The 14,874-nt window shown below is 68.8% G+C and carries 17 protein-coding genes; 9 read left to right on the forward strand and 8 right to left on the reverse strand.

The annotated features are described in order from the left end of the window. The first annotated feature begins 12 nt into the window (after positions 1–12). From PP1_RS31080 to PP1_RS31095, 4 genes are all read left to right on the forward strand, one after another. On the forward strand, positions 13–1,116 hold the full coding sequence (locus tag PP1_RS31080) for a helix-turn-helix domain-containing protein (protein ID WP_139324229.1): 1,104 nt from the start codon (positions 13–15) through the stop codon (positions 1,114–1,116). Then, complete coding sequence (locus PP1_RS31085) at positions 1,113–1,652, forward strand: hypothetical protein (RefSeq protein ID WP_010243392.1); 540 nt, start codon at positions 1,113–1,115, stop codon at positions 1,650–1,652. The genes PP1_RS31080 and PP1_RS31085 overlap by 4 nt, the downstream gene beginning before the upstream one ends. A gap of 1,081 nt (positions 1,653–2,733) precedes the next feature. Then, positions 2,734–2,943: a hypothetical protein gene (locus PP1_RS31090; RefSeq protein WP_010243394.1), complete on the forward strand. Its 210-nt coding sequence runs from the start codon at positions 2,734–2,736 to the stop codon at positions 2,941–2,943. Between the two features lie 221 nt (positions 2,944–3,164). After that, complete coding sequence (locus PP1_RS31095; protein ID WP_010243396.1) at positions 3,165–3,365, forward strand: hypothetical protein; 201 nt, start codon at positions 3,165–3,167, stop codon at positions 3,363–3,365. A 390-nt stretch (positions 3,366–3,755) separates the two neighbouring features. Here PP1_RS31095 and PP1_RS31100 read toward each other — a convergent pair whose 3' ends face one another. The 3 genes from PP1_RS31100 to PP1_RS31110 form a co-directional block, all read right to left on the reverse strand. Next, positions 3,756–4,433, reverse strand: coding sequence for a hypothetical protein (locus PP1_RS31100; protein ID WP_010243398.1), 678 nt, complete (start codon positions 4,431–4,433; stop codon positions 3,756–3,758). Positions 4,434–4,690: 257 nt separating this feature from the next. Continuing rightward, positions 4,691–5,356 carry a hypothetical protein gene (locus tag PP1_RS31105; RefSeq protein ID WP_010243400.1) on the reverse strand — a complete coding sequence of 222 codons (666 nt, stop codon included), beginning with the start codon at positions 5,354–5,356 and terminating at the stop codon, positions 4,691–4,693. Between the two features lie 644 nt (positions 5,357–6,000). Next, a complete protein-coding gene (locus PP1_RS31110; protein WP_010243402.1) occupies positions 6,001–7,254 on the reverse strand; it encodes a DUF418 domain-containing protein in 1,254 nt (417 codons plus the stop codon). A 277-nt stretch (positions 7,255–7,531) separates the two neighbouring features. On the opposite strand from PP1_RS31110, the gene PP1_RS31115 reads away from it, so the two are divergent. Next, positions 7,532–8,227, forward strand: a complete 696-nt coding sequence (locus PP1_RS31115; RefSeq protein WP_010243404.1) for a hypothetical protein — start codon at positions 7,532–7,534, stop codon at positions 8,225–8,227. A gap of 181 nt (positions 8,228–8,408) precedes the next feature. Here the strand turns inward: PP1_RS31115 and PP1_RS31120 are convergent, their stop codons facing one another. Then, positions 8,409–8,846, reverse strand: a complete 438-nt coding sequence (locus PP1_RS31120) for a hypothetical protein (protein WP_010243405.1) — start codon at positions 8,844–8,846, stop codon at positions 8,409–8,411. A 590-nt stretch (positions 8,847–9,436) separates the two neighbouring features. Here PP1_RS31120 and PP1_RS31125 point away from each other — a divergent pair. Further along, positions 9,437–10,669, forward strand: coding sequence for a glucuronyl esterase domain-containing protein (locus PP1_RS31125; protein ID WP_139324227.1), 1,233 nt, complete (start codon positions 9,437–9,439; stop codon positions 10,667–10,669). 135 nt (positions 10,670–10,804) lie between these two features. Here the strand turns inward: PP1_RS31125 and PP1_RS31130 are convergent, their stop codons facing one another. Then, positions 10,805–11,029, reverse strand: a complete 225-nt coding sequence (locus PP1_RS31130; protein WP_010243409.1) for a hypothetical protein — start codon at positions 11,027–11,029, stop codon at positions 10,805–10,807. A 346-nt stretch (positions 11,030–11,375) separates the two neighbouring features. Between PP1_RS31130 and PP1_RS31135 the strand changes: the two genes are divergently transcribed. The 3 genes from PP1_RS31135 (at position 11,376) to PP1_RS31145 (ending at position 12,753) form a co-directional block, all read left to right on the forward strand. Continuing rightward, entirely contained in the window at positions 11,376–11,693 is a 318-nt protein-coding gene (locus PP1_RS31135) for a hypothetical protein (RefSeq protein WP_010243411.1), read from the forward strand. Positions 11,694–11,784: 91 nt separating this feature from the next. Next, on the forward strand, positions 11,785–12,171 hold the full coding sequence (locus tag PP1_RS31140) for a PASTA domain-containing protein (RefSeq protein WP_010243413.1): 387 nt from the start codon (positions 11,785–11,787) through the stop codon (positions 12,169–12,171). Positions 12,172–12,297: 126 nt separating this feature from the next. Next, positions 12,298–12,753, forward strand: a complete 456-nt coding sequence (locus PP1_RS31145; RefSeq protein WP_010243415.1) for a hypothetical protein — start codon at positions 12,298–12,300, stop codon at positions 12,751–12,753. A 118-nt stretch (positions 12,754–12,871) separates the two neighbouring features. Here the strand turns inward: PP1_RS31145 and PP1_RS31150 are convergent, their stop codons facing one another. The 3 genes from PP1_RS31150 to PP1_RS31160 form a co-directional block, all read right to left on the reverse strand. Beyond that, complete coding sequence (locus tag PP1_RS31150) at positions 12,872–13,267, reverse strand: RidA family protein (RefSeq protein WP_029240111.1); 396 nt, start codon at positions 13,265–13,267, stop codon at positions 12,872–12,874. A gap of 308 nt (positions 13,268–13,575) precedes the next feature. Next, complete coding sequence (locus PP1_RS31155) at positions 13,576–14,049, reverse strand: DUF6924 domain-containing protein (protein WP_139324226.1); 474 nt, start codon at positions 14,047–14,049, stop codon at positions 13,576–13,578. A 252-nt stretch (positions 14,050–14,301) separates the two neighbouring features. Beyond that, a complete protein-coding gene (locus tag PP1_RS31160; protein WP_010243421.1) occupies positions 14,302–14,871 on the reverse strand; it encodes a DUF6879 family protein in 570 nt (189 codons plus the stop codon). Positions 14,872–14,874 lie beyond the last annotated feature (3 nt).

Genomic DNA, 14,874 nt, shown 5'->3' on the forward strand with positions numbered 1-14,874 from the left:
TAGCGTCTATATATGCCCAGCACCTCGGACCGCGTGCGCGACCTCATTAGGGCGTCCGGGCTGACCCAACACGAGTTCGGACAGCAGGTCGGGCTCGACGACTCGAAGCTGTCGAAGGCTCTCGGCGGCAGCCGACGCTTCTCGTCACTCGACCTGGCTCGGATCGCGGACCTCAGCAAGGTCACCGTCGATTGGCTGATCACCGGCGACGAGCCGCCCCTTGCCCTCGCGGCCCGAACCACGGGGGGCAGTGCAAGTACCGCGCTACACGAAGCCCGGCGACTCAGCACGATGCGCTCAGACCTGGCGGATCTTGGCTTTCCCCAAGCCTGGCGGCCACCCGTGGTAGACCTCGGATCAGGCGGATGGGCCGACCAGGGTGCCCGGCTCGCTGAAGCTGCGTTGATGCAGGTAGATCGCTTCGACGGGCAGCTGGAGCCTGGGGACTTCCCCCATCTCGTGGAAACCGTGTTCGGCGCCGATGTCGCCATCCGTGACCTCGGAGGCGGATTCGACGGCCTGGCCATCTCGTCGGACCAGGTGAAGCTGATCGTGCTCGCCGCCTCGCAGGTACCCGCCCGGCAACGTTTCACCCTGGCACACGAGCTTGGCCATCTACTCGCCGGCGATGACCAGGGCTTTCACCTCGATGAGGACATCTTCGACAGGACTCAGGCCAAGATGCCCAGCGAGTTGCGGGCCAACTCTTTCGCCGCCTCGTTCCTCATGCCGGAGGCGGCGCTCCGCGCGGCCGTGGGCACGGCGGGTCTGACCGAGTCGGGCTTCGCGACTATGGCGTGCGACTTGATCGTCACGCCGTCGACCCTCGCGTACAGATTGAAGGCTCTACGGCTAATCGATGCAGGAACCTGTGATCGATTCCGGACCCTCACCGGTCGCATGGCCGCTTCGATGGCAGGCCGTGGGCCGGAGTTCGCTCAGCGCGTCACCGAGGCGAGCAGGCCACGGCCGCCAGGTCTACTCGCCCGCGACGCCTACACCGCGCACGACACAGGTGCGACGACGCTGCGCCCCTACGCGAACCTGCTTGGTGTCGACGTCGACAACCTCAGCAGGGCGCTCGACCGGGAGAACGGGGCGTTCTACGTCTCGTGAGCACGTTCCTCTTCCCGGACAACACGGTCCTGTGCAATTTCGCCGCTGTGAACCGGCTCGACCTGCTCCGGGGTGTTCTGAACGGTCGGGGACGGTGGACGGCAGCCGTGGCGTACGAAGCATCGCAGTCGGCCCGATTCCTGCCGCCCCTCTCCGGCCTCGGCGCCGAGGGATGGCTGGACGAGCCCATCGAGATCACCGCCGAGGCCGACGTCCGCACGGTCAATCAGATCCGTCGCGCCGTCTTCGGCGGGACGGACATCGAGCCACTCAAGCACCTCGGCGAGGCCGAGACTTGTTTCGTGATCAGGGAATGGCAGACCTTCAACGGGTCGTGGTGGGTCTCGGACGATCGCGAAGCGTTGCGTTACGCTCGGTTCCAAGGCATCACCACCTACGAGACGATCGACCTCATGAGCATGGCAGTGGCAGACGGCGACATCACGGACCGGGAGGCGTTCGACATCTTGATCAGCATGCGGGACGAGGGGCGGACGCTGCGGATTCCCCAATCGGCTGCCACCCTCCGAAACTAACTGGTAAATGTCACCTTCGTACGCCGCCCAGTGAGCCATTAAATTTCCCACCATTCGAAAGCCGAGCGCTCGTGTTTCGGCGAGGCCGTGTGCGGATCGGCTATAAGGAGTGTGTGGCGATCTGGCTCGTTGCGGATGCGCAAGCCGAGCGTCCGCTTCCCGTGGGGTTTTGCTGCAGGACGCTCTCAGGGCCCCGTCGAACTCGGTACGGACCGCCAGATCTCACGCCCCGATCGAACACCTCGGCTTCTTATAGGACCACTTGATCGTGCCCACGGCTAGCGCGCGCCCGAGCGGTGACAACAGTTCCCTTCGGCCGCTATGGACGTCCGGAGTACCCGGCCCGGTTGATCGCCTAGCTTATTGCCGACGACGCCGTGTGGCTCACCGGACAGACGACCAACACCGAAGGAGGGTTTGGACGTTGGCGTCCCCGTGGTCACGCCTGAACTCGCGACCGCCAGACCTCGACTCCCCCTGACCCACAACCGCGGCCGCGCCCCGCGGACAACGAGACCTCACCGGACGATGTTCGACGTCTGGCCTCGGCGCGGGGGCGGTGGGGTCGATATGGATGGCGTTACCGCTCGGATCGATCACGGCGAACTCCCGAAATCCCCACGGTTAGTCATCGATCTCGTGGAGACGGACCGTCGGAGCACACGCTTCGACGCGCGCTCGCAGCTGGGCCGTCAGCTCGGGGTGGTGAGACCGGAAGCCGGCGCTAGGTAGAGGCAACCGTCTCGTTGAGCTGCTCGCGGAGGTCGTCGTAGCTAGCTTGCGTATCGACGACACGGAGATGGACTACCCCCGCAGTCAGAGCCGGGCTGACCGCAGTGACGACACCCATGAACCGTTATTCGTCTTCGCAGACCCTGCCGGCCACCGGTTCTGCATCGTCCTCGCACTCGGTGGACCGAACAACGGCCACTAGAGAACCGACGATCCCTTTCAGTCGACGTTCCAAACGAGGCCCACTGGATGGGGGTGCCGCGTCAGCGCAGTCACTCGACCGTCGTTCTACAGCGGGTTAACGGCTGGCATACGGTATGCTGGCCGTTCTCCTGTCATACTCACCCACATGGCAGCAGGGTCGTTCTGGAAGAAGTCTTCGATCGTCTGGTACACGTGCGCCTTGATGATCACCCTCGGGATGGGCTCGGCCCTGGCGTTTGCCGCAGGACACGTCCTATTCCTGCGCCTGTCGATCATCGCGTTCGTGATGGCAGGCGGCTGCGCCATCGCGATCGTCGTCATCAGGGTGAAGCACCACCAGGAGCGCTCCCGGTAGAAACTGCTCCTCTCGAGCACCTCAACACCCGTCGGGCCGCCTGCAAATAGAGCGCCGAGCTCGACTCCGCCGACGGCCTCGGAATGGCGCCGTAGGCACTAGATGGCACCGATCCCGCACCCACCACACGACAAGGACGGGCACGCGCGAACGCGCTCAGCCCATGTGCATAGGTCCCACCCGACCGCGCCACCAGCCGCAGACCAGCGAGGTGCCTACCTGTGGGCGACGTGGCCACCGACTCGGACCTGGCCGAGGGCGAGGTCCCGACCCTGTGGGACCGGATGCACGCCGCCGGCCTGTCCGCTGAGCGGATCGCCGTGCACGCCGAAGCGAACGCGATCGCGCTCGACGGCGAGCTCGTGCGCGACCTCGACCGGCCCGCACCACCCGTCACCCGCTGGCACTTCGTCGGACGTTGACACGACAGCGTCAACGCATGTGGCGTTCGCGATCGCACAGCACTGAGCCACCGCATCGTAGGAACTGTCAGTGTCCGGGTGCACGCTCGCCAAGACCGCGGGGGCCGGGCGAGAACTGCAGCAGCGCCCGGGTGACCCGACGTACGGGAGAGGCTAGACATGGGGTGCGAGGAGAAGCGGCGATGACGCCAGCAGCGTCAGGACAAGCAGCGCCGTGGACCGGACCGCGGGCCGGGCCCGGTGAGCGACGGGCTTCCGTTCGAGGCCACGTTCAGCGTGCGCTTCTACGGCGACCCCCACTGATCCGAGATCGCTGGTCCCTACGGCCGGTCGTGGCTTCGGCGCGACCTCGCTGTCAGGGCGGAGGGCGGGCGGCGCGGAGTGGTCGAGCTACTCGGGGCGGGTGGGACCACCCATCTGGAACAGCGCCGTGTCGACCCGTCGCGCGGTCCAGCGGTGGCCGGCGTTCCCCAGCGCGGTGCGGCACTCCTCGACGATCGCCATGTAGCGGCGGTAGCGACCCGGGCGGTGGTCGAGCTGGAATCCGAGCTGTCGTAGCGCATCTTGGGCGCGCCGGTCGTAGACGGCCAGTCGCTGTGGGTTGGCGACGAAGCAGACCGTCGAGGCCAGCGCGTCCCCGGTGTTGAATCCGGGCAGACCCGTCAATGCGGCACGCGCGTCGCCCGCGGCGTCCGAGGTGGTCTTTGCGGGGTCGTTGGCGGCGGCCACCGCTCGCGCGGTCGCGCTCCTGACCTGGGCCTCGGGCAGACTCATCAGCTCTGCCATCCATGGCGTGTCGGCGCGCAGCCTCTTCCAGGCGATCAGAGCGGCTATCTCGAGCTTCCCGACGCTGCCCGTACCGGCGACCATGGAGCTGATCTCGCGGACGACGTCGTCGTAGGCCGGTGAGACCGACCTGGTGTAGGCCATGTCGGCTGCGACGAGCGCGCGAACGCGGCGATCGTCGACGTCCCTGTCGCCGCTCCCGTCCCCGCGCACGGTACCGGCCACGGTGCCCGGCATGTCGCTCTCGCTTGTCATGGACCGGTCGGCTGCGTCTGCGCGCATCGGATCCTCCTTCGGGCAGATTCCCTGCGTCGTCTGCTGGTTCGCTTCGGGCTGTCGGACTCGCGGTGCGGAGTCCGCGGATGGGTCGTCGGTGTCGGGACGCGGCAGACGAGCCCGAATCCGTGACACGAGGGCTGCTGTTCGGTCGGGCGTGGTGGCCGCCGTGGCGCCGCGCCACAGGAGCGGGCAGGGCCACGGATCGATGCCCGGGTGTGACTACTCCCCGGTCCGGACGCGGGTCCTCCGGGGGCTGGGGGTTACTGCTTGGCCCAGGTGCATCCGCCGTTGAAGGTCACGAACTCGCCGTCCTTGACCGTGACCGACGACGGGCCGGTCAGGTTGTCGTTGGCGATGATCGAGTCGAGCTCGCCGGAGTCGTCCTTGCTCCGCTCGAGGTAGCAGGAGTCGAGGATGTCGGTGGAGCCGGGGCCGGCGGTCTTGTAGCGGCCTGCCACCAGGTCGACGCCGACCTCGTAGGTGCCGTCGGAGACGCTGGTTGCCGGTCCGGTCTCGACCGGCGCCACGGGTGCGGCTGGCGCGGCCGGGGCCGTCGGTACCGCCGGTGCGACCGGGGCGGCGGTCTGGCTGTCGAGCTGTGCCTGCAGGTCCTGGCTGGTGCGCTGGGAGTCGGAGAGCTGCTGCTCGAGCGAGGCGATCCGCGCGGCGTCGTCGTTGGCCGCGGTGGTGGAGGTGGTCTGCCCGTTGCTGCCCATGGCGGCACCGAGTGAGAGCAGCAGGACCGCCGCGGCGATGCCGCCGATCCACTTGAGCCAGCGGCGGGGCTTCTTCGGCGGCTGCGGTGTGCCGGTGTCCCAACCGGCGCTGCGCTGTGCCGGGATGTGGTTCGGGTACTGGGCGGGAGCCTGTGCATCCCACCAGGGCTGCTGCGTGGCCCCGTGCTGGGGTCCGTTCTGAGTAGTCACGACGGCTTCGTCGTTGCATCGAAACGGGGTGTTGCATTCCGCCGCGTGGAGTCATCAGTTGTGTGGATGCTGCGCTCGCTCGGCAGGCGCCGCATCCCCCGGTGTCGCCCCCCCCGGGGGCCACACAGGTGAGCGCACCGGGGGATGCGGTGCGTGCCGTTGGCGCTGTCACCCGCTGAGCGGCGGTACCGACCGATCCGTGCGCCCGGGCTCGGGCCGGGGCCGTTACCCGATGACGGCCCCGGCCCGATGGTCGCCACCCGTCCGCTCCCCAGCGACAAGTGGCCAGAGCATCAGTCTCAGGTGTAACCCCCAGTACGAGCGAGGGATTTTGCGCGAATGGGTCTGAAAAGGTGACAGCGGGCTGTGCGCCACGGCTGCGGGGCGCTGCCGCTCGTGGACGCCGGCAGCACACTGTCGACGGTCGCGTGATCCGTGCTGTGACCGCGTCGGGTCCTGCCGGTGACCTCGTGCCCGGCCCGAGCGGGCCCGACCGGACTGGTCGGGGCGGGTGGTGTCGATCGAGCGCGGAGACCCGGGTGGCGCAGTGCTGGTGGATGTCCGGGGTGGCAGGGCCGTGGGCGTGACCGTCGACCGATGGGCACCTCCGTGAGGGTCGATCGGTGTCGGCGACGGGTGGGGCCTCAGACGTGCTCGAGTCGTGGAGGCCGTTTCCGCGCGGGTCGGTAGGTCAGGCTGCGCAGGAGCACCTCAGCCGGTCCACGGATGCCGGCGATGTCGAGCCGGTAGGCGATGACGACGGTGCCCAGCCATACCCCGATCCCGACGAGCATCGCTGTGGCGCTGCTCAGGTGCGCGCCGAGCCCGAGCCCCCATCCCGACAACAGCGGGACGAACACCAGAGACTGGGTCAGGTATCCCGACAGCGACCGGCGGCCGAGGGCGACCAGCGCGCGGATCGGCAACGGCGGTGTGCCACCGCGGGCACGGTGGGCGATGAGCCCGAACAACGCCGCGTAGCCGAGTCCGGCGAAGATCCCGGTGTAGAGGTGCAGGGACACGAATGCCGAGGGGTTGGGCACGACGAGCACGCCGAGGTGGATCAGCGCCTGCACGGTGCCGGCGCCCCAGCCCAGTGCGAGTCCGAGTACTGCGGTGCGCCGCAACGAGGGCAGGTGCCGGGCGGGCTCGTCGAGGACCCGGTGGCGGGCGGCGAGGATCCCGATCAGGAACGCGGCGGGCATGACGAGTCCGACCAGCGACGAGATCGGGCTCGGTGCCCACGTCGCCAGCCGCAGCGCGATCGAGGCGAGGTAGCTCGGTTCGGCGATCGTCTGCTGCTGCACGGCCATCAGGCCGGTCGCGGCGGGTAGCAGTTGGCTCACCGCGGTGACCGCGATGTTGCCCACGGCCCCGAGTGCGAGCAGGACACCGATCCAGATCTTCAGGGTGCGGTCGCTGCGGTGCAGGAACAGTGGCACGAGCACCAGGCCGAACAGGCCGTAGGTGGCCAGGATGTCGCCTTGCCAGAGCAGGGCGGCGTGGACCAGCCCGAATCCGAGCAGCCACCAGTGGCGGGTGCGCAGCAGGCGGCGGACGTCGCGCCGGGAGCTGCCGCCTGCGCGTCGGCGGGCATACATCTGACCGATGCCGTAGGCGAACAGGAAGCCGAACATCGTCCAGGCCCGGCCGTCGACGACCACTATCGTCACGGCCTGGGCGATGCGGTCGACCAGGCCGCCGTCGGCGGGGTGGAGCAGGGTGGAACCGAGTTCGGAGGTCCACAGGAACCACGGCACGTGCGCGAGCGCGATGAGCAGCAGCATCATCCCGCGGGCCAGGTCGGGTGCCAGGGCCCGCTCGGCGACCGGTGTCGGCGACACCGTGACCGGGTCGTGGCCGGGGCCCGGCGGAGTGCGACGGGTGTCGGTGGGCACGGGAGCTCCTCTCGAGGGTTCGACGCCGATCGGACACCGTGCCGTTGCGGCCGGGTCAAGCGTCGCTGCGGCGACGCCGGTCGGGCACGGCCCGAGGACCGATTGAGCGTGTGTCGGGTGGCCGGTCGGGTCTCGGGCTACCCGGCGGACCTGTGAGGTCCGGCATGCGCCGCGCTGGCTGCACCCCGCGAGGTGCACGGCCACCGACACGCGGGCGCGTCGCGTCCGGGACCGCTTCGGTCTGACAGCCTGAGGCCATGTCGAAGGCCCCGATCTCATGAGCGACAGTTCGTCCGCCCCAGAGCCGAGGTTGGACGCGCTCGCCGAGACCGTCGCCGCGATCGATGCGGTGGTGCGGGGGCTGGGTCCGCGCCTCGACGGTGTGGAGCGGTTGGCCGGGCAGCTGGACGAGTACAGCGCGGAGCAGGCCGGCGCGCTGGCGGAACTGCTCCCCCGAGTCGATCAGCTCGCCGGCGTGGTGGGGACGGGTCGCGGCGGTTCGGGTGCCGACAGCACCGACGGCTCGGAGGGGGATTCGACTCCGGGGGTGGTGTGGGCGTTGCTGACCGCTGAGGAGGCCGTCACTGCCTGGGATGAGCTCGCGCGCTGGGTGGAGACGGTCGCGATCCCCACTCTGGAGCCGACCGCGCGTGAGATCCCGCCGTGCTGGCCGATGCATTCCTGGGGCCGCGAGACGATGTCGTGGTTGCACCACGCCCATCGGCAGGCCTACGGGCCTCATGGCTCGGCGTTTCAGGTCGCGGACTGGCACACGCGGTGGGTCCCGCAGGCCTACTCCGCCATCGACAGCAAGGGCGCAGCCCCTGGCGGCTACTGCGCCGTGGGTGATCACCATTGCGAGCAGGTGGAGCGGGCGGCGCTGCTGCGGACCGAGGACTGGGGGCCGTGGCTTCTGCGTGCCCGCGACGCCGATGTCGCCCATCGGCGGACCGTCCGGGACAGCAACGGCTGATCGCACCTCACCGTGACGCCCGCCCCGGCCCCCTCGATCCATCTCCACGGCGGTGTCTCGTAGACCTGGTCGGAACGGCGTTCGGGGGTGTTTCCCATTTGGCGTGACCGTCCAGGACGCGCGGTGGCCCGTCGCGTGACGGTGGGGGCGGCGACTGCCGGTGCCCGGATGGGCGGTGGTGTCAGCGGGGCGGGTCGGTGTGCTCGGTGGTGTGCATGGTGTGGAGGTCGGCGACGACGCGGTCGAGGGCTCGGCGGGTCTCTGGCCGGAGCTGCCCGATCGCCCGGATCAGCCCGCTGATCTCGGCGCGCCGGATGATCAGGAGCATCTCGTGCTCGTCGGGGGTGATCTCGCTGTGGGGGTCGTCGTGGAGGTAGGCGACGGAGACGCCGAAGAAGCGGCAGATGTCTTCCATCGTGGACTTGGAGGGGTTGGTGCCGCGACCCAGGCGTAGGGCGTTGAGGTTGGCCCGCGAGACCGATCCACCGAGGGCGTGGATCCCGGCGACCATCTCTTCGAGGGTGTAGGGGCCTCGGTCGGGTGGGTGGACCGTGTCGACGAGGTGGTTGAGCTTGTCGGCCAACGAACGCGGCGCGGTGCCGGTCTCCCGCTCTGCCACCGTGCTCCCCCTCGCAGGTCCACCCGGGGGCCGATCCGCCCTTCCGGAGGGAGGTGACGTTAACGGAATCTCTCCGATGTCCGGCACGGAGCCCAGGGGTCACGCCGGGGCCTCTGGCTCGTGGCGATGAACGGCCCGTAGCGAACTCGCACGTCGCGCACGTGTTGTCGGCGAGCGCGCTCTGCTTGCCGGATCGGTGTAGGTCGAACGCAACAACGATCGCGCCCGGGGCGGTCCGCCGAGCTCGCCGGACGGAGGGTGTTCAGGTTGCCCCAGGCGCTGGTCCGAGGTCCGGGCGCTCGCCGTGGGGTGTCGAGTCGCGTCCTGGACGTCGCTGAGCCAGGCCACGACGTCGGGGATCGGCGCTGTGGCTCAGTCGCATCGCGGTTCCGGCGTCGTGCCGGCGTCGGTGTCCGATGTCGTCCATCGTGACGGGCGTAGCTGAGGCTGCTCTCCGGCCCGACCTCCGACAGTGGCCATACAGCCGGATCTCCACAATAATAGCTTTAGCTGGTTAGACTTCCGACGTAGTGGACACGGGAGGGCTGATCATGGACGGCGTACGGGCCCTCTCGAGGAGGGGCGCCGCGGTGGCCATCGCGGTGTCCGTGCTGATACTCGCTGCGGCCCTGATGCCGAACGACAGGCTCGATGCTGTCGACCGATCCGCTGCAAGCCGCGTCCTGGCCCCGCCTGCGCCCCTGACGCCGGCACCGGCTCGTCTCGCGCCGGCCGACGATGCGCGAATCGACGGGGTCGATGTGCCGGATCCGTTGGTGCTGGACAGCGGTGACCCGGTCGACACGGTTCAGGAGTGGGAGCAGCAGCGCCGCCCTGAGCTCGTGGCCGCGTTCGAGGAGAACGTCTACGGCACGAGTCTGCCCCTGCCCGAGGACATCGCCTTCGACGAGAACGGCGAAGGCCGTGCCCGGACGACGACGGTCACGGTGACCGGCCCGGAGGGCACGGCGAGTTTCACCGTGCGGCTGTTTTTGCCCGAGGGCACGCCGAAGGGCACGTTTCTGCTGATCGACCACCGCGGCTCCGTCGGCGACGACGCCGGCTCGTCGTCGGGGTATGCCCCGGTGTCGACGATCCTGGATGCGGGCTACGCCTTCGCCGCTCTCGATGCCGGCGAGGTCGCCCCCGACGATCCGGGCAGCTACCGCGACGGGGTCATCAACGCGTTCTACCCCGCGGGCACTGACCTGCCCGAGGATGCCGGGCGCACGATCAGCGCGTGGGCCTGGGGAGCCAGCCGCGCGCTGGACTACCTGGAGACGGTGCCCGGCATCGAGGCCGCAGGCGTGGCGGTGATCGGCCATTCCCGCGGCGGCAAGGCGGCACTGTGGGCCGGTGCTCAGGACACCCGGTTCCCGGTGGTGATCTCCAACAACTCCGGGTCGACGGGGGCGAAGCTTGCTCGCCGTGACGGCGCCGGGGAGTCGCTGGCGGCGATCAACGAGCAGTTCCCGCACTGGTTCCCCGAGACCTACAAGGCCTACAACGATGATCCGGACTCGCTGCCGGTCGACCAGCACCAGCTGCTGGCGCTCATCGCACCCGGGCGGGTCGTGATCGGCAGTGCCAGCGACGACGGCAACGCCGATCCGCAGGGCGAGCACATGTCCTACCTGGGGGCCGCCCCGGTCTATGAGCTCTACGGCCTCAGCGACACCGGGCTGGCCACGCAGAGCTGGCCTCCCACCACCGACCGGGCGTTCCGCGGCCCGGGGATGAGCTATCACCTCCGCTCAGGCGGGCACGGCCTGCAGGACACGGACTGGAACATCTACCTCGAGGGCGACCTGTTCCGACGATGACCGACTGCAGAAACCGCGAGGACGCAACCCGTCGAGGGCGCGGTCAGGTGCGCAGGCCCCGCCAAGACGGACGCCGGAACCGGCCTCGCCACGGTGCTGAGCCACGGCCGCCCAGGCGGCGAGGTGCTCCCGGATTCAGTGAGCGTCGCCCTGGCGGCGGACCCAGTGTGCGAGCAGCGGACCAGGCACGTCGGCGTGCACGATCGGCACACCGTCGAGCTCGTCGAGGTCGGGAAGGAGGTCGGGCGGTAGGACCCACGTGACGTCGCCGGCCAGGTCGTGGCGGCGCAGGCGGGACAGGACCGGTCGGCCCGCGCACAACGAGCGGGCGACGACCTGCTGGTCGGCTTCCGCGCTCATGGCGCCAGTGTGGGCCGGGAGTCGCTGATTCCGGCGGCGACGCGCGGGCAGAGCCGTCCTCCGGGGTGGGTGGGGTCGGCGATGACGCAGCTCGGATCGCACCAGTGGTCCGTGCAGGTCACCGCGTGATACTGCCGCTGTGTCCAGCTCACCTCGGCAGCCTGGCACGGAGCACCGACAGCGTCGCTGCCGCGTGGGTTCCACGCCGCGTCGGAGATCAAGTCCGGATCGTCACTTTTGATGAGCCCACACCTGATCTTGTGACGTTGGTGCGCGAGTTGGCGATCAGGAGTCCGGAAGATCCGAACCCGAACGCACCCCCGTTCTCGCCTTGAGGGGATCCGCAGTGACCCGGCCCCACCACATGCCCGTGCAGCCACCGGCCCAGCGACCGACCTCGACCTATCCCGCCGCCGGCGCACTCGCGCCGGAGCCCGGCGGGCTCCGCGTGCTGCGCGTGGTCACCTACGTCCTGGCCAGCCTCGCCTCGCTCACGTTCCTGATCGTCGTGCTCTGGGCCACGGTCAAGATCAACCAGATTCAGACCGCCTGGGAGGAGAGCCCCCTCGGCCGGCTCTCGTCGCTGTCGTCGCAGTCCTCGACGCCCCCCACCGACGGACTGGGCCAGTTCTGCCTGCAGTTCCCCAACGCGCAGGGCTGCTGAGCCCTCCAACCCTCGTCTCGGCACAGTCGCCCGGCCACCGTGCCGAGCTGACCATCCGCCTGTTCGATCACCAGCCTGAAGGAAGTACTCGATGCGCTCGCTCCCCGTCGCCCTCGTCTCCGTCGCCGCCCTGACGGTCGTCCTCACCGGCTGCTCCTCGGCCGAGGAGGGGTTCCGCGACGCGACCACCCCCGCCACCGTCACGGTGACCAGCCCGCCGCCGGCCCAGGCCGGCGCCTCGACCACCCCTCCGGTGACCCAGGTCGTCATCCCCGACGTCACCGAGGGGCAGAACGGGGCGATCGCGCTCGACGCGCTCGAGCGCGCAGGCCTCACCGATGTGCAGCCGGCCTCCCGCGACGACAACGACAAGTTCGTCGTCAACCCGGCGAACTGGTCGGTCGTGTCCATCGAACCGAGCTCGGGCACCGAGGTGTCCTCCGACTCGACCGTCGTCGTCACCATGACCAAGGAGTAGTCAGCCGGCTTTGTCGGTTGCACCGGCTTGACGAGGCCTCCGCCGGGCCCCCGACCGGGCCTTTCGCCGTGCACCGACCGCCAGGGGCCCGATGGAGCGGTTGCCGGGAGGAGATTCGAGAGGGCGATGAACAAACGCAAGGCGGGGCACCGACGACTCTGGCTCCCCCGGGTTCTGGCCGGGCTGACGGTCGTGGTGCTGGTCGCGGCCGGGATGACGTTGATGCTCACGAACGTGATCGACGTCCGGTCGACCGCGGCCGCGGATCGGGAGGCGTGCCAGGCCGCCGATACCGCGCTGCGGCAGTTCGGCTCGATGTCGCGGCAGGTGAACGCCGGGACGCAGCCCTCGGCGTACCGCCAAGCTGCGGACCGCGCCCGCGACGCCTTCGAGCACGCAGCCGAGCAGGCGAAGTCCGAGCATGTCATCGCCGACATGGAGTACGCCGCCGGCTTCTACAGCGACGTCGCCTCAGCCCTGCAGAGCGGGAACCTCGGTGTGTTCACACGACTTGCCGCCGAGGCCACACCGATGGTCGAGCAGCTGCAGGCGCGTTGTCGACCGATCCTGGCGAACGCCTGATCGACGCGGCCGGGAGCATGCTGTGCGACTCCCTCGCGGTGCTCCTGGGCTTCTCGAACCGAGGCCGGCCCGTCGTCCGACGTTCGGGTCGTCCATGGGGGCCTTCATCGTGCCGCGGTCAGGCCACGGCGGTCGCTTCGAGCTCGACCATCAGCTCGGGATAGGCCAGGCGCTGCACGCCCAACAACGTGCTGCACTGTGCGATGCCAGCCGCGCCAAGCCGCTGTCCGACGGACTCCAGCGTGCCCAGGAACGCATCGACGTCGGTGGTGTACATGTTCAGTCGGACGATGTTCGACAACGTCATGCCCGCCTGCCCGAGCACGGCTTCCAGGTTGTCGAGTGCTGTGTTGACCTGGGCGAGCATGTCGCCCTCGTGGACCGGCTCTCCCTTCGCGTCGACCGAGGTCTGGCCAGAGCAGTACAACGACCGCTGCGATCCCGTCACTTCGACGGCCTGCTGGAAGCCCATATCGACCGACCACGGCCACGGGTTGATCTCACGACGCTCCACCACTGCCTCCTCCGTGTCGACACACAGCGGCTCGGCCGGGGCTCGCGCGAGATGACTCGCCCGTTACGCCTGTCCCCACCGGCGGGGGTGAGTTCGCGGCCGCGGTCCTGTGCCCGACCGCCCCACCCGAGCGGTGGCTATCCGGCTTGTCGGGTGCGGCCTGACCCTGGTCACCCGTCTCGACTGCCCGCGATCATCGCCACCTCCGCCAGGGCGCAGCTCGACGTCGAAGGCCCGACCGATCTCGAGGCCAGGCCACCTGAATGGTCTAACCCGTTGAACGGTTCAGATCTCAGAGTCGTTTATCACTAGAAGCCTGAGTGGAGCCCGCCGTGCTGCTGCGCCCACCGCGCATATTCCACAAAGTCCATGTTCGAGATAGCGATATTCATCTCAAAAAGGTGGACCGCCTCAGGAGTCACTCGAAATCGCGTCAGTTCACCTTGTTTGCGGAGATCGACGGCAAGCAGTGGGAGGTCGGGCGAGTCCTCGGTCTCGGAATCAAACACGATGATTATCCGTAGGGAGCTCCTACGGTCCTCGCCGAGATCTGACACCAGATCTTCAACCGATGCTCCATCGAAGCCTTCGTCACTAAGAGGACTGAAATTCCCGAGAAATTCTTCCTCGCCCACCGGTTCACTCAACTTCCGCACAACATCATGCCAGCGCTCGGGTGCGGAAAATGCAGTACGGATGACCGGAACACCGACGGCCTCTGGAATAGTCATATCGCCTGATGCCCCTCTCATTGCAATCACCGAGTGCTCATCGCGCGCCATCTATAGCGTCGTTGTGTCCGACCTCGACGCGGACACCGGCCGCGACCGGCCTACCAGTGTCGACGCGCAGGCGCACCGACGCCCCGGAATGGTTCAGGATCCTCCCTGACATCACCACTGCCGGCGGCCGCGGTGACGCCTGCCACCGGGTTTACCTGGTGCAGGCCGTCCCCGACGCTGGACGCCGGGCTGCCTTGCGTGCCTGGTTCTGGCCGAGGCCAGCTTGCTCGCGCAGCGCATCGGGCACTGAGCTCAGCCCGCCCTCTGGCGCTGGTGCAACTCGGGGTGCCGGTCCCACCACGCGCGAAACGGTTCCGCCGTCGCGTGGGCGTCGTCGCGTGCCCGCATGTACGGCGCGATCACGTCGGGGGCGGTGACGATGTCGGCGCTCAGAAAGCGGCCGTGCTCGTCGTACTGCATCGGGATCAGCAGCGCGTCATTGACCAGCCAGAAATCTTCGCGGATGAAGGTCGCTGGGGTGTCGTGCTCGCCGTCACGGAGCACGGAGATGTCCTCGCCGGCTGCGGCGTTGTGGGCGTAGCACCAGTCGGCCTCGTACCGCTCGTACTCGGTCATGGCGTTGGAGAACGCGCGCACGCGATAGGAGATCAGCCCGCGGGACTCCTCGCCCCGCAGGATGGCAAGCCACTGTTCCTTGCGTTCCATGTCGGGTCCGTCAGCCCCGGCCAGGTAGCGCTGGAAGTCGCTTTCCTCGCCCTCGCTCGCCATGTAGCGGGGGAGGCACTCCATCCTGAACAGCCGGTCCCCGGCGTGGTGGAAGTGCTCGTCGATGGCAGCTTCGAGCTGCTGTTCATTGATCATGCC

Source organism: Pseudonocardia sp. P1, assembly GCF_000178675.2.
GTDB lineage: Bacteria > Actinomycetota > Actinomycetes > Mycobacteriales > Pseudonocardiaceae > Pseudonocardia.